Origin of the sequence: Bradyrhizobium sp. Mp19, assembly GCF_029952935.1 — a bacterium.
Classification (GTDB): Bacteria; Pseudomonadota; Alphaproteobacteria; order Rhizobiales; family Xanthobacteraceae; genus Bradyrhizobium; species Bradyrhizobium elkanii.
Window position 1 is genome coordinate 48,348 of record NZ_JASAUT010000010.1, and the last position, 17,764, is coordinate 66,111.

The 17,764-nt window shown below is 65.3% G+C and carries 16 protein-coding genes and 1 pseudogene; 9 read left to right on the forward strand and 8 right to left on the reverse strand.

The window, feature by feature from the left end; genetic code table 11:
• Window positions 1-14 precede the first annotated feature (14 nt).
• The 6 genes and pseudogenes from rlmH to QJT82_RS14825 all read left to right on the forward strand — a co-directional run bounded on the left by rlmH (window position 15) and on the right by QJT82_RS14825 (window position 5,787).
• Window positions 15-497 (forward strand): 23S rRNA (pseudouridine(1915)-N(3))-methyltransferase RlmH, encoded by a 483-nt coding sequence (gene rlmH, locus QJT82_RS14800; protein ID WP_028340797.1) that lies wholly within the window; start codon window positions 15-17, stop codon window positions 495-497.
• A gap of 40 nt (window positions 498-537) precedes the next feature.
• The gene (locus QJT82_RS14805) at window positions 538-1,944 is read left to right on the forward strand and encodes a peptidoglycan DD-metalloendopeptidase family protein (protein ID WP_028340798.1); all 1,407 of its coding nucleotides are present in this window, start codon (window positions 538-540) and stop codon (window positions 1,942-1,944) included.
• Window positions 1,941-3,301, forward strand: a pseudogene (locus tag QJT82_RS14810) (S41 family peptidase). Before QJT82_RS14805 ends, QJT82_RS14810 begins: the two are co-directional and overlap by 4 nt.
• 152 nt (window positions 3,302-3,453) lie before the next feature.
• Entirely contained in the window at window positions 3,454-4,668 is a 1,215-nt protein-coding gene (locus QJT82_RS14815; protein WP_028340799.1) for a divergent polysaccharide deacetylase family protein, read from the forward strand.
• A gap of 81 nt (window positions 4,669-4,749) precedes the next feature.
• Window positions 4,750-5,253: an RNA pyrophosphohydrolase gene (locus QJT82_RS14820; RefSeq protein ID WP_016843816.1), complete on the forward strand. Its 504-nt coding sequence runs from the start codon at window positions 4,750-4,752 to the stop codon at window positions 5,251-5,253.
• A 33-nt stretch (window positions 5,254-5,286) separates the two neighbouring features.
• Window positions 5,287-5,787, forward strand: coding sequence for an RNA pyrophosphohydrolase (locus QJT82_RS14825; RefSeq protein WP_028340800.1), 501 nt, complete (start codon window positions 5,287-5,289; stop codon window positions 5,785-5,787).
• Here the strand turns inward: QJT82_RS14825 and QJT82_RS14830 are convergent.
• From QJT82_RS14830 to QJT82_RS14860, 7 genes are all read right to left on the reverse strand, one after another.
• Window positions 5,745-6,740 (reverse strand): helix-turn-helix domain-containing protein, encoded by a 996-nt coding sequence (locus tag QJT82_RS14830; RefSeq protein ID WP_028340801.1) that lies wholly within the window; start codon window positions 6,738-6,740, stop codon window positions 5,745-5,747. The genes QJT82_RS14825 and QJT82_RS14830 overlap by 43 nt on opposite strands.
• Before the next feature lie 104 nt (window positions 6,741-6,844).
• Window positions 6,845-7,057 (reverse strand): hypothetical protein, encoded by a 213-nt coding sequence (locus QJT82_RS14835; RefSeq protein WP_245288722.1) that lies wholly within the window; start codon window positions 7,055-7,057, stop codon window positions 6,845-6,847.
• Between the two features lie 146 nt (window positions 7,058-7,203).
• On the reverse strand, window positions 7,204-7,611 hold the full coding sequence (locus QJT82_RS14840) for a F0F1 ATP synthase subunit epsilon (protein ID WP_028340802.1): 408 nt from the start codon (window positions 7,609-7,611) through the stop codon (window positions 7,204-7,206).
• A gap of 117 nt (window positions 7,612-7,728) precedes the next feature.
• Complete coding sequence (gene atpD, locus QJT82_RS14845) at window positions 7,729-9,171, reverse strand: F0F1 ATP synthase subunit beta (RefSeq protein WP_016843821.1); 1,443 nt, start codon at window positions 9,169-9,171, stop codon at window positions 7,729-7,731.
• A 25-nt stretch (window positions 9,172-9,196) separates the two neighbouring features.
• Window positions 9,197-10,075, reverse strand: a complete 879-nt coding sequence (locus QJT82_RS14850) for a F0F1 ATP synthase subunit gamma (RefSeq protein WP_028340803.1) — start codon at window positions 10,073-10,075, stop codon at window positions 9,197-9,199.
• Between the two features lie 91 nt (window positions 10,076-10,166).
• Window positions 10,167-11,696 carry a F0F1 ATP synthase subunit alpha gene (atpA, locus tag QJT82_RS14855; RefSeq protein WP_028340804.1) on the reverse strand — a complete coding sequence of 510 codons (1,530 nt, stop codon included), beginning with the start codon at window positions 11,694-11,696 and terminating at the stop codon, window positions 10,167-10,169.
• Window positions 11,696-12,256 (reverse strand): F0F1 ATP synthase subunit delta, encoded by a 561-nt coding sequence (locus QJT82_RS14860; RefSeq protein ID WP_028340805.1) that lies wholly within the window; start codon window positions 12,254-12,256, stop codon window positions 11,696-11,698. The genes atpA and QJT82_RS14860 overlap by 1 nt, the downstream gene beginning before the upstream one ends.
• A 630-nt stretch (window positions 12,257-12,886) precedes the next feature.
• Here QJT82_RS14860 and QJT82_RS14865 point away from each other — a divergent pair.
• Window positions 12,887-13,378: a septal ring lytic transglycosylase RlpA family protein gene (locus tag QJT82_RS14865; RefSeq protein WP_028340806.1), complete on the forward strand. Its 492-nt coding sequence runs from the start codon at window positions 12,887-12,889 to the stop codon at window positions 13,376-13,378.
• A gap of 216 nt (window positions 13,379-13,594) precedes the next feature.
• On the opposite strand, the gene QJT82_RS14870 is transcribed toward QJT82_RS14865, so the two are convergent.
• Window positions 13,595-15,805, reverse strand: coding sequence for a primosomal protein N' (locus tag QJT82_RS14870; protein WP_028340807.1), 2,211 nt, complete (start codon window positions 15,803-15,805; stop codon window positions 13,595-13,597).
• Between the two features lie 123 nt (window positions 15,806-15,928).
• Between QJT82_RS14870 and QJT82_RS14875 the strand changes: the two genes are divergently transcribed.
• Window positions 15,929-16,900, forward strand: a complete 972-nt coding sequence (locus QJT82_RS14875) for a tyrosine recombinase XerC (RefSeq protein ID WP_028340808.1) — start codon at window positions 15,929-15,931, stop codon at window positions 16,898-16,900.
• Between the two features lie 147 nt (window positions 16,901-17,047).
• On the forward strand, window positions 17,048-17,638 hold the full coding sequence (locus QJT82_RS14880; RefSeq protein ID WP_026192099.1) for a DUF4337 domain-containing protein: 591 nt from the start codon (window positions 17,048-17,050) through the stop codon (window positions 17,636-17,638).
• Window positions 17,639-17,764: the final 126 nt, after the last annotated feature.

The window sequence follows — 17,764 nt, forward strand, 5'->3', positions numbered from 1 at the left end:
GCTAGTCTGCGTTGATGCGCCTTGTCGTGATCTGCATCGGCCGTCTGAAACAGGGCCCTGAACGGGAGCTCGCCGAGCGTTACCGCGAGCGCTTCGAGGATATCGGCCGCAAGCTCGGGTTTCGCGGCCTCGACGTCCATGAGATCGCGGAAAGCCGCGCGCGCGACACCGCCGCGCGGATTGCCGAAGAAGCTGCGGCGATCTCGGCGCTGCTGCCTGAGAAGCACGCGCTGGTCGCGCTCGACGAACGCGGCAAGAGCATCGACAGCGCGAGCTTTGCCCGGCAGCTCGGCCGCTGGCGCGACGAGGGAACAGCACATACTGTCTTCGTGATCGGCGGCGCGGACGGACTTTCGCCTGAATTGCAGCGCAAGGCTTTGTTGCGAATTGCATTCGGCTCCGCGACCTGGCCGCATCAAATGGTCCGCGTCATGCTTTTGGAACAGATTTATCGCGCCGCGACCATTTTGGCCGGCCACCCCTATCATCGCGCGTAAGGCGTGGTGACGGACAGTCGAAAGCGCTGAACTCACGCGAATGCAGCACAAGCGGGACACAGCTTCGTATTCGGCTTCGCATGTCGGCACCGCGCGCCGCCGCCGGTTGCCGGCATCGCTGCCGCTGTCGATCGCGATGTTCGCCGCCTATCCGCTGGCCGCGGTGCATGCGCAAGCGACACCATCAGCACAACAGCCCGCGCCGCCCGCACAGCAGGCCGCGACAGCAGAGACATCGCCCGATGCGATCAAGCAGCGCGAGCAGGAACTCGAGGCCGCGCGCGAGCAGCAGCGCAAGGCGACCGAGCTGCAGGAGAAGCTGAAGGCCGATATCGCCGCGATCGGCCAGGACCGCAGCAAGCTCAATCAGCAGCTGATCGACATTGCCGGCCAGGTGCGCGGCGTCGAGACCCGGACCGCGGACGCCGAGGCGCGCCTGCAGCCGCTCGACGGCCGTGAGCGCGAAATCCGCGCCTCGCTCGATTCACGCCGCTCCGAGGTGATCGAGGTGCTGGCCGCGCTGCAGCGCGCCGGGCGGCGCACGCCGCCGGCGCTGCTGGTGCGGCCCGAGGACGCGCTGCAATCGCTGCGCACCGCGATGCTGCTCGGCGCCGTGGTGCCGGAATTGCGCGTCCGCGCCGAGAAGCTTGCGGCCGATCTCGGCGAACTGGTGGCGCTGCGCAAGACCATCTCGACCGAACGCGATGCGCTGGCGGCCGACCGCGACAAGCTGAGGGAAGACCAGACCCGGCTGGCGGCGCTGGTCGACGAACGGCAGCGGCAGCAGAGCGCGGCCGAAAAGGACATGGAGGCCGAAGGCGCCCGCGCCATCGCGCTGTCGAAGCAGGCCGACAATCTGCAGAGCCTGATCGCCAAGATGGAGCAGGACCTCAAGAGCGCGGCCAAGGCCGCCGCCACGGCCAGCCTCCAGGGAGCGCCGGCGACGGTTAACGGCAAGCCGAATCTGGGGGCGCTGAAGGACCCGGCCCGCATGAGCCCGGCGGTCGCTTTCGCCTCGGCCAAAGGCCTGTTCTCCTATCCCGTGAATGGCACCAAGATTCGCGAATTTGGCGGTTCCGACGGCGCGGGGGGCGTACAAAAAGGCATTTCTTTGGCAGCCAAGCCGGGCGCGCAGGTCACAACCCCGTGTGACGGCTGGGTTGTTTACGCTGGTCCTTTCCGCAGCTATGGACAACTCTTGATCCTCAATGCCGGGGGCGGGTATCATGTCCTGATCGCCGGGATGGAGCGTATTTCGGTAAACATCGGCCAGTTTGTACTTACGGGGGAGCCGGTTGCGACCATGGGGTCGACGTCCCAAGTTGCATCCATTCTCGCCACCAATGCGAGCCAGCCAGTGCTCTATGTCGAGTTCCGGAAAGACGGCACTCCAATCGATCCAGGTCCATGGTGGGCCGCAAATGAAGGCGAAAAGGTTCGCGGATGATGCGCAAGACTTCGGTAATTCTCCTTAGCGCCGCCACCGGCGCGGCCCTGACGCTTTTCGTCACGCAGCCCCGCGCTGTGCTGATGGGATCGAGCGCGCGTGCCGCGACGTCGGACACCTATCGCCAGCTCAATCTGTTCGGCGACGTGTTCGAGCGGGTGCGCAGCGACTATGTCGAGAAGCCCGATGACAGCAAGCTGGTCGAATCCGCGATCTCCGGCATGCTGTCCGGCCTCGACCCGCACTCGAGCTACATGGACGCCAAGAGCTTCCGCGACATGCAGGTGCAGACCCGCGGCGAGTTCGGCGGCCTCGGCATCGAAGTTACGATGGAAGACGGCCTGATCAAGGTGGTCTCGCCGATCGACGACACCCCGGCCTCGAAGGCCGGCATCATGGCCAACGACATCATCACGACCCTCGACGACGAGGCCGTGCAGGGCCTGACCTTGAACCAGGCCGTCGAGAAGATGCGCGGTCCGGTCAACACCAAGATCAAGCTCAAGATCATCCGCAAGGGCCAGGACAATCCGATCGACGTCACGCTGGTGCGCGACAACATCCGCGTCCGCTCGGTGCGCGCGCGCGTCGAGGCCGATGACATCGCCTATATCCGCATCACCACCTTCAACGAACAGACCACCGAAGGCCTGAAGAAGGAGATCACCAATCTGCAGGGCCAGATCGGCGACAAGCTGAAGGGCTACGTCATCGATCTCCGCAACAACCCCGGCGGCCTGCTCGAAGAAGCGGTCACGGTGTCCGACTCCTTCCTGGAGCGTGGCGAGATCGTCTCGACCCGCGGACGCAATGCCGAGGAAACCCAGCGCCGCGCCGCCCATCCGGGCGACCTGACCAAGGGCAAGCCGGTGATCGTGCTGATCAACGGCGGCTCGGCATCGGCCTCCGAAATCGTCGCCGGCGCGCTGCAGGACCACAAGCGGGCGACGCTGGTCGGCACCCGTTCGTTCGGCAAGGGCTCGGTGCAGACCATCATCCCGCTCGGCTCGGGCAATGGCGCGCTGCGCCTGACCACCGCGCGCTACTACACGCCGTCGGGCAAGTCGATCCAGGCCAAGGGCATCGTGCCAAGTCGGAGGCCAAGCGGTCTTAGGAAGACAAATATGTCTGGCAACTCCTTGGCTCACAGAACGACATGGCTACGATCCGACTTGACGGCGACGAGAAGACCGGCTCGCAGTCCTATGTCCCGCCGGACGCCAAGGACGACAAGGCGCTGAAGATGGCCGATGACCTTCTGCACGGCATCAAGTCGACCTCGAGCGCGCCAGCGGCGCCGGAGGCTGCGCGCGACAAGGCCGCGGTCGACAAGCCGGGCAACAAGGCCGCGAACTGATTTAATCCGATCGATTCGGCGAACAGGGCGGCCCGCGGGCCGCCCTTTCTGCTTTCGGTGTGTCCACCCGTAACCGTGCTTTGACGGGCAGGCCGGCGCGCGGGAATGCACCGCATCGTGCTATCGTTCGCGCTGTTGATTCGGGGAGGGTCATGGCAGAGGCGGCCGACGAACTGAGCACGCCGCTTGGGCAGACGACCGTGGGCAGGACGCGCCGTTTTCGCCTGCCATTCACGGCGATGCAGGCGCTCGCCGTGCTGCTCGGGCTCGTGCTGGTCGGCTTTGTCGGCATCGCGCTGTTCAACGACAACCCGCTCGGCGGCGAGCCGATCGCCCGTGTCACGCTCCGCAATCCCCCGCCCGCCGCCGCTGACGACAAGCACGCTCCGGCTGCCCAGGCGGCGGCCGAACCGGCGGCCAAATCCGCCGCCAAGGCGCCGGCCGCAGCCAGCGACGCGAGAACCGTCACCATCATCGACGGCTCCAGCGGCAAGCGCCAGGACGTGGTGATCGGCGCCGGCGATCCGGCCGACAAGGCCGATGGCGATACGCCGCCACTCGCGATGACCGGCATCGATCCGCGCCTGCTGGAAAAGTCACGCTATGGCATGATCCCGGTGGTCGCCGACGGCCTGAAGCCGTTTACGGTTTACGCGGCCGAGGCTGACCGCGCCAAGGCCGCCCGCATGCCCGTGGTCGCCATCGTGGTCGCGGGCCTCGGCGTCGGCGCCGCCAAGACCACCGACGCCATCATGAAGCTGCCGCCGGCGGTGACGCTGGCCTTCACGCCCTATGGCTCCGATCCGGGCAAGCTTGCGGAACGCGCCCGGACCCAGCGCCACGAGATCCTGCTGCAGATCCCGATGGAGCCGTTCGACTATCCCGACAACGATCCCGGGCCGCAAACCTTGCTGACCACGCTGAGCAGCGAGCAGAACCTCGACCGCTTCTATTGGCACCTGAGCCGCCTGCAAGGCTATGCCGGGATCGCCAATTTCATGGGAGGCCGGTTCGTCGCGGCCGATCCCGTAATGCAGCCCATCGTCCGCGAAGCGGCCAAGCGCGGCCTGAGCTATTTCGACGACGGTTCCACCCCGCGTAGCGTCGCGCAGACCCTCTCCGCGGGCCAGTCATTGCCGTTCGCCAAGGCCGATTTCGCCATCGACGCGGTGCCAACGTCGGCGGAAATCGACCGCGCGCTGGTCAAGCTGGAAACGATCGCCAAGGAACGCGGCACGGCGGTGGGCGTCGCCTCGGCGTTGCCGGTCTCGATCGAGCGGCTCGGGGCCTGGCTCAAGACACTGGACTCCAAGGGCATTATGCTTGTGCCATTGACAACGGCGATGCTGAAATCAAAATCGGGCTAAAGATCAATCCTTTGGTGTTGCGCGAGACCTTGCCGGGGGGCCGGGTCGGGCGGCGCCGGAACTGTGCGAGGTAGCGGCAGCATGGCACGTTATGAAGACCTGCCCTATCGAACCTGCGTCGGCATCATGCTGCTGAATACAGCGGGGCTGGTTTTCATCGGACGCCGTGCAGGCGGCATCGAGCATGTCGACGACGCGCATGTCTGGCAGATGCCGCAAGGCGGCGTCGATCCCGGCGAGGATACGTTTCAGGCCGCGCGGCGCGAGCTCTATGAGGAGACCAGCATCAAGTCCGTGGAGAAGCTCGGCGAGGTCTCGGACTGGCTGATCTACGATATCCCGCGCACCGTTGCGGGCCGCGCCTGGAAGGGCCGCTATCGCGGACAGCGGCAAAAGTGGTTCGCGCTGCGCTTCACCGGCGATGAGAACGAAATCAACGTCGCCAATCCGGGCGGCGGCCACAAGGCCGAGTTCATCACCTGGCGCTGGGAGCCGATGAAGAATCTGCCGGAGCTGATTGTGCCGTTCAAGCGTCCGGTCTATGAGCGCGTCGTGAAGGAATTTGCCGGTCTGGCAGCCAAGTAGCCGACCGGGTAGACGCGCGACGTAGCCACCGAGATGTCATCAGATAAGCCTTATCGCCCCAATGTGGGCATCGCGCTGTTCAACGCCGACGGACGCGTGCTGATCGGCCACCGGATCAAGGACGACGGTCCGGAGATCGTGTTGCCCGGCCTCGAATGGCAGATGCCGCAGGGCGGCATCGACGCCGGCGAGGATCCGCGCCAGGCCGTGATGCGCGAATTGTGGGAGGAGACCGGGGCGGTCAATGCCGACTATCTCGGCGAGACCGACTGGATGACCTACGAATTCCCCGCCTATGACGGGCCGGCATCGCACCGGCTGGCCAAATTCCGCGGCCAACGGCAGAAATGGTTTGCGCTGCGCTTCACCGGGCGCGACGAGGAGATCGATCCATTGACGCCGCGCAACGGCCAGCCTGCTGAATTCGATCGATGGCGCTGGGAGCGCCTCGATCGCGTTGCCGATCTCGTGGTGCCGTTCCGCCGCGACGTTTATCGCGCGGTCGCGACCCGGTTCGCGGGATTCGCCGGCTGATCCTGCGGCGGAATGCGCCGCGCGTCGCCCGGCGTCATGCCGTAGGTCGAACGGAAGACGCGATAGAAGGTCGCGATGCTGTCGAAGCCGTACGAGAACGCGATCTCGTCGATGCTGCGCTCCCTTATGGCGTAGAGCGCACGCCTCGCCGCCTTCAACCTTGCCGCCGTCAGCGTCCGCGCAAAGGACAGGCCGGTCGGCTCGAACAGCGCATGCAATTGCCGCAGCGAGATGCCGAGCTCGGCGGCGACCGCGGCCGGCGTGAGCGAGGCGCGATGCAGGTCGCGGAGCAGAATTTCGCGCGCGGCATGCAGGTAGCCCGCATGCAGCGCGGCACGGATTTCGTCCTGGCGTGGCCGCACGCGGCCGCGCGCGAGCAACGCCAGGCGGACCATATGCGCAACGTCGCCGGCGAACTGCCCGGCTTGCGCAAGATCTCGCGTCATCGAGCGGAACATGGCGCCGACAAGCCGGGTCAGGCTCGCATCGCGCGCCAGCGCGACCGGCGGCGCGTCCTCGATCCGCGCGCCGAGCACGAGCTCGTCGGTGACGGGAATCTTGAGGCTGAAGAAGTCAAAGCCATCGGTCCGTTCGGGTGTCGAGGCGAACGGAAGATTGGAATGGCCGAACACCAGGTCGCCGTTGCGCACGAACTGGACGCGATCGCGGCCGATATTCATGTGGCCGGGGCCGCGCACCTGCCAGGCGAGATGCAGGCTGTTGCTCGGAACGCGCGCGATGTCGGATGAGGTCCGACTGACGCGGTAGGAGGAGGCCGACATTTGCGCCAGCACGGCACTACCCACCGGCGTCGCGGAGAAGCGCCCGCGGAAATCGGCCCTCTTGTCGCGCTCGAGTTCGATCGTGACCCCGAACAGGCTCTTGCCCCGCACCTCGCACCAGTGCTCGAAACGGTCCTGCGGGCGGAGAGCATCGGTGGAGAAAGTCAGCACGGCAGCTTGTCCGTTATGTCAGGAATGAAATCGCGATGCGGTCGGGCCAAATCGTCATCGCGCTGCAGCTTGTCATTTGTGCACGATCCCTGCTGTAAACTGCTTCACATATTTGCAGGTCGTTCGTTCAGGCCGACCGCGAAGATGCCGGCTTGTCGAGAAGAGGCGAGCCGCCGCAGCGTCTCTTCCTCATCGTCGGCAACCAATCGGCTCTGACTTGCAATATCGGCCGCGAGGATCGCTGCGACCTGCGCTTCATGAATATCAGCCCCGGAAGATATGCCGGGGAGAATGCCGCCAGACGATCCCGCGCGCAATAAGCATTGAACGCTCGCCAGGGCGTGGCGAGCGTTGAATTATTCAAGCCTTTGCAGGCGATGATCGAAAAAAAAACGTGAGCTATTCCACTAAGGGGGTCGGCTCACTCGACGCAAAGGCGCGATCGCCGGTCAGCAACCGCGCCCTAGTGCATAGCCGTCGTGTTGAGCTCTTGCTGGATGCTCTTGAAGTGGTCGAGCCGCTCGATCGCGTGGTCGAGCTCGGAGCCCTCCTTCTCGGCGAGCTTCTCCTGCATCTCGTTGATCGTCTCGGCGAACTTCGCGCGATCGATGTCCGCAAGCGCGGTCGCGACGTCGGCGAGCACGGTGAGGCCCTTGTCCGAGACCTCGGCAAGGCCGCCGAGCACGATCACCTTCTCGCGCTTGCCGGCCGCCGTGATCGTCAGGATGCCCGGACGAACCGTGGCGATGACCGGAGCGTGTCCGGCGAGCACACCGAAATCACCCTCCACGCCGGGGACGTCAACCTGATCGACCTCGCCGGAGAAGGCGAGCTTTTCGGGAGAGACGAGATCGAAGTGGAAGGTGGCCATGGTCTTTCCGTTCTTTGCGCGCTCACCCGCGGGCTCGACCCGCGGGTCCATCAGTCAAAATACTTCGCGTGCGATGGATCGCCGGATCAAGTCCGGCGATGACGACATCCCAAAGCTTTAGGCGGCTTCAGCCGCCAGCTTCTTGCCCTTCTCGACGGCTTCTTCGATGGTGCCGACCATGTAGAACGCCGCTTCCGGCAGATGGTCGTACTTGCCCTGGCAGAGATCGCGGAAGCCCTTGATGGTGTCGGCGAGGTCGACGAACTTGCCGGGCGAGCCGGTGAAGACTTCGGCGACGTGGAACGGCTGCGACAGGAAGCGCTCGACCTTGCGGGCGCGGGCCACCGTCAGCTTGTCCTCTTCCGACAGTTCGTCCATGCCGAGAATGGCGATGATGTCCTGCAGCGACTTGTAGCGTTGCAGGATCTGCTGGACCATACGCGCGGTGTTGTAGTGCTCGTCACCGACGACGAGCGCTGACAGCATGCGCGAGGTCGAGTCGAGCGGGTCCACCGCCGGATAGATGCCCTTTTCCGAGATCGCGCGCGACAGCACCGTTGTGGCGTCCAAGTGCGCGAACGAGGTGGCGGGCGCCGGGTCGGTCAAGTCGTCGGCCGGCACGTAGATCGCCTGCACCGAGGTGATCGAGCCCTTCTGGGTGGTGGTGATGCGCTCCTGCAGCGCGCCCATGTCGGTCGCGAGCGTCGGCTGATAACCCACCGCCGAAGGAATACGACCGAGCAGCGCCGACACTTCCGAGCCCGCCTGGGTGAAGCGGAAGATGTTGTCGACGAAGAACAGCACGTCCTGGCCCTGGTCGCGGAAGTGCTCGGCGACGGTCAGACCGGTCAGACCGACGCGGGCGCGGGCGCCCGGCGGTTCGTTCATCTGGCCGAACACCAGTGCGCACTTCGACTTCACGCTCGGATCCGGATTGTGCGGATCGGCGTTGACCTTCGATTCGATGAACTCGTGATAGAGGTCGTTGCCCTCGCGGGTGCGCTCGCCGACGCCGGCGAACACGGAGTAACCGCCGTGCGCCTTCGCGACGTTGTTGATCAGCTCCTGAATCAGCACGGTCTTGCCGACGCCGGCGCCGCCGAACAGACCGATCTTGCCGCCCTTCGCGTACGGAGCAAGAAGATCGACGACCTTGATGCCGGTGACGAGAATTTCGGCTTCGGTCGACTGGTCGGTATAGGTCGGCGCTTCCTGATGGATGGCGCGCAGGCCGTCGGACTTGATCGGGCCGGCTTCATCGATCGGCTCGCCGATGACGTTGATGATGCGGCCCAGCGTGCCTTCGCCGACCGGCACCCGGATCGGTTCGCCGGTGTCGGTCACTTCCTGGCCGCGCACGAGGCCCTCGGTGATGTCCATCGCGATGGTGCGGACGGTCGATTCGCCGAGATGCTGCGCGACTTCGAGCACCAGGCGGTTGCCGCCGTTCTTGGTCTCGAGCGCGTTCAGAATCGCCGGAAGGTGGCCTTCGAACTGCACGTCGACCACGGCGCCCGTGACCTGGGTAACGCGACCGATCTGGTTGGCTGCTGTAGCCATGGACTGTTCTCCTTCGAAATCTGCGTTAGACCGCCTCAGCGCCGGAGATGATCTCGATCAGCTCCTTCGTGATCTGGGCCTGACGGGTTCTGTTGTAAATCAGGGTTTGCTTGCGAATCATCTCGCCGGCATTGCGGGTCGCGCTGTCCATCGCGCTCATCTGCGCGCCATAGAACGAGGCGTTGTTCTCGAGCAGCGCGCGGAAGATCTGCACCGCGAGGTTGCGCGGCAACAGGCTGCCGAGGATCTGGTCCTCTTCAGGCTCGTATTCGTAGGACGTGGAGGGCGCCGCATTTGCCGCGGGTGCAGTCACCTCCAGCGGGATGATCTGCTGCGCGGTCGGAATCTGCGCGATCACCGACTGGAAGCGCGAGTAGAACAATGTGCAGACATCGAACTCGCCGGCCTCGAACCGCGCCAGCACCTTGTTGGCGATGTCCTCGGCATTGGCGAAGCCGATCTGGCGCACCGAACGCAGGTCGAGGTGCTCGACGATGCGCTTCTCGAACGTCCGCCGCAGCTGCTCGTAGCCCTTGCGGCCGACGCAGAAGAATTTGACTTCCTTGCCCTGCGCGAGCAGCGCGTTCGCCCGCTCGCGCGCCAGGCGCACGATGGCGGAATTGAACGCGCCGGACAGGCCGCGCTCGCCGGTGCAGACCAGAAGCAGGTGCACCTGATCGTTGCCGGTGCCGGCAAGCAGCGCCGGCGCGCCGGGCGTGCCGTTGGCAGCCGCGGCGATGTTGGAAATCACCGCATCCATCTTGGTGGCATAGGGCCGCGCCGCTTCGGCGGCGTTCTGCGCGCGACGCAGCTTCGAGGCTGCGACCATCTGCATGGCCTTGGTGATCTTCTGCGTCGCCTTGGTCGAGGCGATGCGGACCCGCATGTCTTTTAGTGACGCCATTCTTCGTTCACCCCGGCGATCCGACCGCAATGGTCAGATCGCAAGCCTCCGTTCGTCACGCCCGGCGGCAAGCCGGGCGACGCCCCATTCGTTATGCAAACGTCTTGGCGAAGCCCTCGACGGCCGTCTTGAGCTTGGCGGCGGTGTCGTCGGACAGATCGCGGCTGGTGCGGATCGCATCGAGGATGTCGGCGTTCTTGCCGCGCAGCAGCGACAGCAGACCGTCCTCGAACGCCTTCACCTTGTTGAGCGGCAGCGGATCGAGATAGCCGTTGGTGCCGGCCCAGATCACGCAGACCTGCTCTTCCATCTTCAGCGGCGAGAATTGCGGCTGCTTCAGGAGCTCGGTCAGGCGCGAGCCGCGGTTGAGCAGGCGCTGGGTCGAGGCGTCAAGGTCCGAACCGAACTGCGCGAACGCCGCCATTTCGCGGTACTGCGCGAGCTCGCCCTTGATCTTGCCGGCGACCTTCTTGGTCGCCTTGGTCTGCGCCGACGAACCGACGCGCGACACCGACAGACCGACGTTCACCGCGGGACGGATGCCCTGGAAGAACAGGTCGGTTTCCAGGAAGATCTGGCCGTCGGTGATCGAAATCACGTTGGTCGGAATGTAGGCCGACACGTCGTTGGCCTGGGTTTCGATGACCGGCAGCGCCGTCAGCGAGCCCAAGCCATGCTCCTTGTTGAGCTTGGCGGCGCGCTCGAGCAGGCGGGAATGCAGGTAGAACACGTCGCCCGGATAGGCTTCGCGGCCCGGCGGACGACGCAGCAGCAGCGACATCTGGCGATAGGCGACGGCCTGCTTCGACAAGTCGTCATAGATGATCACGGCGTGCATGCCGTTATCGCGGAAGTATTCGCCCATGGTGCAGGCGGTGAACGGCGCGATGTACTGCATCGGCGCCGGATCGGACGCGGTGGCCGCGACGATGATCGAGTATTCCAGCGCGCCCTGCTCTTCGAGCACCTTGACGAACTGCGCCACGGTGGAGCGCTTCTGGCCGATCGCGACGTAGACGCAATACAGCTTGAGGTTTTCGTCCGGCTGGGCGTTGAGCGGCTTCTGGTTCAGGATGGTGTCGAGCGCGATCGCGGTCTTGCCGGTCTGGCGGTCGCCGATGATCAGCTCGCGCTGGCCGCGGCCGATCGGGATCAGCGCATCGATCGCCTTGAGGCCGGTGGCCATCGGCTCGTTCACCGACTTGCGCGGAATGATGCCGGGCGCCTTGACGTCGACGCGCTTGCGTTCGGTGGCCTGGATCGGGCCCTTGCCGTCGATCGGGTTGCCGAGTGCGTCGACGACGCGGCCGAGCAGGCCCTTGCCGACCGGCGCGTCCACGATCGCGCGGGTGCGCTTGACGGTCTGGCCTTCCTTGATCTCGCGGTCGGCGCCGAAAATCACGATACCGACGTTGTCGGTTTCGAGGTTGAGCGCCATGCCGCGCGTGCCGTTCTCGAACTCGACCATTTCACCGGCCTGAACGTTGTCGAGACCGTAGACGCGGGCGATACCGTCACCGACCGACAGCACCTGGCCAACTTCGGTGACCTCGGCTTCCTGGCCGAAATTCTTGATCTGGTCCTTGAGGATCGCAGAAATTTCTGCGGCGCGGATGTCCATCAGCCTGCCTCTTTCATCGCGTTCTTGATCGAATTGAGTTTGGTGCGAAGCGAACTATCCACCATGCGGCTGCCGAGCTTGACCACCAGGCCACCAATAATGGAGGGATCGACCTTCACGTTGAGCGCGACGTCCTTGCCCGTCACTGATTTCAGTGCGGCCTTCAGCGCGTCGAGATTCTTGTCACTGAGCTGCTCGGCGACGGTGACTTCCGCAGTCGCCTCGCCCTTGAACTTCGCCACCAGCGCGCGATAGGCGCGGATCACATCGGCAACGGCGAACAGCCGGCGATTGGCGGTGAGCACCTTGAGGAATTTGGCCGACGTACCGGCGATGCCGGCCTTGTCGAGCACCGCGGTCAGCGCCTTCAGCTGGGCATCGGCGGCGAACACCGGGCTGCGGACGAGGCGCTTGAGATCGGCGCTCTCGTTGAGCAAGGCCTCGAACTTGTCGAGGTCGGCCCGGACTTGATCGACGGATTGCTCGTCGCGCGCCAACTCGAACAGGGCCGTTGCGTAACGACCGGACACTCCCGAAACGGACGGATCTTCAGCAGCCACGAGCTCGCTCTTTTTTGCTGTCAAATTCGCAAGGGAAAAACCGTCGCCACCAAAGCAGCGCCTAGCGATCCAAGCCCTTGGAATTCAAGCGGGACTTCGATTTTCGACCGGCACAGGACGTGCCGGGACCGTTAAAATCGCGGCTTTGCTAACATAGCAATCGCGCAGGTGCAACATGACGGCATCGTGAGTGCCGCCTTGTCGCATGCGCTTTTTGCCGACCGCAGCCGGCGGCCAAATCGGGAAAATTTGGCGCGCGGAAATTCGGCGCACCCGGTGCGATTCGCGCCGCCGCGATTTTGTTCCATCGAAATTTGCATAGGCCTATGGCCGAGCGCGCAGGGAACTCAGGGCGGGCTGCGGTTTCATTTGGCGATTACTTACCGAAAACTTACCGTCGCCTCGATAATCAGTATTGGCAAGTATATTAGCCGTTAAAAATTGGTTAAATAGCAAGATTACGGAACCTCGATCGACTACCCCAAGGCGGTAACAAGATATTTCAGCACGAGATAATCCGGATTTACTGCCCAATTCGTGCCTCATTGGGAAACCAAACGGCCTTGGTCAACGAAGGGACGGGGGTTCCACTTGCCGCGTTAGCGGCAATACTGTCTGAGGGTCTTATCAATGCTGGATATCAAGAAGGCGGCGGGCAACGTAACCCGCTCGCGCACGGCGCTTGCTTTTGTAGCCGCAACTATTCTGGTCGGGGGCAGCGTGACCGAGGCGTCCGCGAAGTCCCGGCACCACCATCATCGCCACCACCATCATCACCACGCCCGCGCCGAAGGCTCGTCCTGGCGCGACGCCAATGCATCGATCCAGCCGTCCGGCGGCCACTCGTTCTCGGGGATGGCCTCCTTCTACGGCAATGAGTCGGGCAGCCGCACCGCTTCCGGCCAGCGCTTCAACCAGAACGCCATGACCGCGGCCCACCGCTCGCTGCCGTTCGGCACTAAGCTCCGCGTCACCCATGGCGGCCGCAGCGTGGTCGTCACCATCAACGATCGTGGCCCGTTCATCCGCGGCCGCGTGCTCGACCTCTCCACCGGCGCAGCCCGCGCCATCGGCCTGACCGGTGCCGGCGTCGGCCGCGTCACCGCTGAGGTCGTCTCGTAAGCGCGTTCAGTAAGCGTTGCGTTGCGTAACGGCCGCGAGGCCTGCTTCGTGCCAAAAAGGCCTGCCGTCGCAAATGACGGCAGGCTCTTCTTTGCGGCCGTGCTGCCAGCCACCCGTCATTGCGAGCGGAGCGAAGCAATCCATTTCACCGCGTTTGCGGACACATGGATTGCTTCGTCGCTTCGCTCCTCGCAATGACGGAGGACAGTGAACGGACTAGAGGAAGCTCTGCGGATCGACGTCGACCTCGAGCTTCAGATTGCCCTTGGTCTTCGGACCCGCCGCCAGCCATTCGCGCAGATATTGCGACAGGTCGACATTGCGCAGCGACTTCACCAGCAGGCGGAAGCGGTAGCGGCCCTTGATGACGGCGAGCGGCGCCTCCGCGGGCCCGAGCACCTGGATCCGCTCATCGAGCGGCGCCACCGCGGCGAGCTTGCGGGCAAAACCTTCCGCTGTCGGACGGTCGCCGGCGGAGACGATCAGGCTCGCCAGCCGGCCGAACGGCGGGTAGCCAGTGCGCTCACGAATCTCGATCTCGCTGGCATAGAACGCCTCGCGGTCATTGGCGATCAGGGCCTTGATCACCGGATGCTCGGGCTGGTGGGTCTGCAGAAAGCCGACGCCGCGGCCCTGCTCGCGGCCGGCGCGGCCGACCACCTGGTTCAGCAGCTGGAACGTCCGCTCGGCGGCGCGCGGATCGCCGTTGCTCAGGCCGAGATCGGCGTCGATGACGCCGACCAGATTGAGCCGCGGGAAGTTGTGGCCCTTCGCCACCAGCTGGGTGCCGATGATGATGTCGACGCGGCCCTCGGCGATCTCGTTGAGCTCGCTTCGCATGGTCTCGATCGAGGTGATGAGATCGCTCGACAGCACCATCGTCCGGGCCTCGGGGAAGATGTGGGCGGCCTCCTCCTGCAGGCGCTCGACGCCGGGACCGACCGCAACCAGCGATTCCTCGGCCGCGCAATGCGGGCAGATATTCGGGCGCGGCATCGAGAAGCCGCAGTGATGACAGACCAGCCGCTGCCGGAACCGGTGATCGACCAGCCAGGCGTCGCAGATCGTGCAGGCGAAGCGGTGGCCGCAGGCGCGGCACAGCGTCAGCGGCGCGTAACCGCGGCGGTTGAGGAACAGCAGCGCCTGCTCGCGGCGCTCGATCGCATGGCGAATTTGCTCAGCCAGCACCGGCGAAATGAAGCGGCCGCGCGGCGGCGGCGCGCGGCGCATGTCGATCGCCTCGATATGCGGCATATGCTGGCCGCCGAACCGCGACGGCAGCGCGACGCGCTGGTAGCGCCCCTTGCGCGCATTGACCTCGCTCTCGACCGACGGCGTGGCCGAGGCCAGCACGATCGGGATCTTGGCGATATGGGCGCGGACCACCGCCATGTCGCGGGCGTGATAATGCGCGCCGTCGTCCTGCTTGTAGGCTTGGTCGTGCTCCTCATCGACGATGATGAGGCCGAGATCGGCATAGGGCAGGAACAGCGCGGAGCGGGCGCCGACCACGACCGGCGCCTTGCCCTCGGCGATCGCGGCCCAGTTGCGCGCGCGCGTGCGCGGCGTCAGCTCCGAATGCCATTCCAGCGGCCGCACCCCGAAGCGCTGCGCGAAACGGTCGAGGAACTGGCCGGTCAGCGCGATCTCCGGCATCAGGATCAGCGTCTGCTTGCCGCGACGGATATTCTCGGCGATCGCCTCGAAATAGACTTCGGTCTTGCCGGAACCGGTGACGCCGTCGAGTAGCGCGACGTGAAAGCTGCCGCTCGCAGCCAGCGCCCGCATCACGTCGACGGCGCTGCGCTGCTCGCGCGAAAAATCCGGCTGCGCGTAGGAGGGATCCGGAACGGGCGGCGGTGCCGGCGGCGGCATCGCCTCGACCGTCAGGGTGCCTTCGTCGACCAGGCCGTCGATCACGCCGGAACTGACGCCGGCCTCCCGCGCTGCCTCCGACTTGCCGTGCAGCAACCGGTCCGACAGCACCTCGATCGCCCGCCGGCGCGCCGGCGTCAGGCGCCGCGGCGGCTCGCCGACCAGCCGCACGCCGAGCCGCGTCCGCTCCGGCCCGAGATTATCGCCCATCCGCAGCGTCATCCGCAGCACCATGCCGCGTGCCGACAAAGTGTAATTGGAGACCCAGTCGACCAGCTGGCGCAGCTCCGGCTTCAGCGGCGGAACATCGAGCTTCTCGCTGACGTCCTTGAGCCGGTTGTGCAGCCGCGGATCGGGATTGGCGTTTTCCGCCCACACCACCGCAACGACCTCGCGCGGCCCGAGCGGAACGCCGATCACGTCGCCCGGCACAAGCTCCATGCCGCGCGGAACGCGGTAGGAATAGGTCTGGTTCAGCGCGACAGGCACCAGCACGTCGACGACACGAGTCGTCGATGCAGAGGATGGGCCGGAGCGCGTGGTGTGGTCCATTAAATCAGAGCCTTGGAGTCCGAACGTTGCACCGGGCTAGCACCGCCTTGCGGTCTTAGCGATCGGTAAACGAAGGCAGTGCGATATAATCAGGAGAATCGCAGCGCCAATAGCCCTTAACAGATGGCCCGGACCGATCAGCCCATCCCACCGCTCGAGCTCGACTGCGCCGACGCATCGGTCACGCAGGAGATGACGCGCTGGCTGTCGCATCTGCGTGCGGAACGGCGGCTGTCGCCGAAGACGCTCGAGGCCTATGCCCGCGACGTGCGCCAATGCCTCGCCTTTCTGGCCGGGCACTGGGGCGCGCGGGTGACGCTGAAGGCTTTTTCCGCGCTCGAGGCGAGCGATGCGCGCGCCTTCATGGCGATGCGCCGCGCGGATGAAATCGGCGGGCGATCGCTGATGCGGGCGTTGGCGGGCCTGCGCTCGTTCGGCCGTTTCCTGGAACGCGAAGGCAAGGGCAAGGTCGGCGCGCTCTCGGCGATCCGCGCGCCCAAGGTGGCGAAGAGCCTGCCGAAGCCGATTCACATGGAAGCAGCGAAACGCTTTGCCGATGCCGACGAGCGCGCGGACGAAACCCGCGAGACCTGGATCCTGGTGCGTGACGCCGCCGTCATGGCGCTGCTCTATGGTTCGGGCCTGCGCATCTCCGAGGCACTGGGGCTGAAGCGCCGCGATGTGCCAAACCCCGGCGAAGGCGACGTGCTCGTGGTGACCGGCAAGGGCAACAAGACCCGCATGGTGCCGGTGCTGCAGAACGTGCTGCAATTGATCGCGGACTATGCCGCGATCTGCCCGCATCAGCTCAGCCCCGCGGGGCCGATGTTCGTCGGCGCGCGCGGCGGCCCCTTGAGCCCGCGCATCATCCAGCTCACCATGGAGCGGCTGCGCGGCGCGCTTGGCCTGCCCGACAGCGCAACGCCGCATGCGCTGCGGCACTCCTTCGCCACGCATCTGCTCAGCCGTGGCGGCGATCTGCGCGCGATCCAGGAATTGCTCGGCCACGCATCGCTGTCGACCACGCAGATCTACACCGGCATCGACAGCGAGCGCCTGCTCGAAGTCTATCGCTCCGCGCATCCGCGCGGCTGAGCACCCAGGTCTGGATTCAAAATAAAGCGCGAGCTTTGGCCCGCCGTCATGCGCCGTTCATCTTCAGACGGCTACTCCAAGCCGCCCGCCCCTTGCCTTGTGCACCGCATTCGGCAATCGTGGCGCGGTCGCATCCGGAGGGGAATCATGAGCGCACATGAAAGTATGGAGCACGCGGAGCATGCCGAGCATGCTTCGGGCGAGAACAAGAAGATCGCGCTCCTGATCGCCGTGATCGCCCTGTGCCTGGCGCTGTCGGAAACGCTCGGCAAGGGCGCCCAGACCGAATCGATCAGCAAGAATGTCGAGGCCTCCAACCTGTGGGCCTTCTTCCAGGCCAAGAGCATCCGCCGGACCGCGGTGCAGACCGCGGCCGAACAGGGCAAGCTGAACCTCGCGACCACCACCGACGAGGCGGCCAGGGCCGCGCTGCAGAAGCAGATCGACGACTGGCAGAAGACCGCGGCGCGCTATCGCTCGGAGCCGGAAACCGGCGAGGGTTCAGAGCAGCTCTCCGAACGCGCCAAGCACGCCGAGCATGAGCGCGACGAGGCCACCGCGAAATATCATCATTTCGAGCTTGCCTCCGCCGCCTTCCAGATCGCCATCGTGCTGGCATCGGCGACCATCATCACGGGCATCCTCGCGCTGGCCTGGGTGTCCGGCCTGGTGACGCTCGCCGGCATCGTGATGACGGCGCTCGGCCTGTTCCAGCCGCACTTGCTGCATCTGCATTGAGGAGGCAAGACTCCGCTTTGTGACCGTCATCCTGAGGAGCGCGCCCTTGCGCGCGTCTCGAAGGATCGACGGCCACCGGCCGGGCCGTGCATCCTTCGAGACGCGCGTTCCGCGCTCCTCAGGATG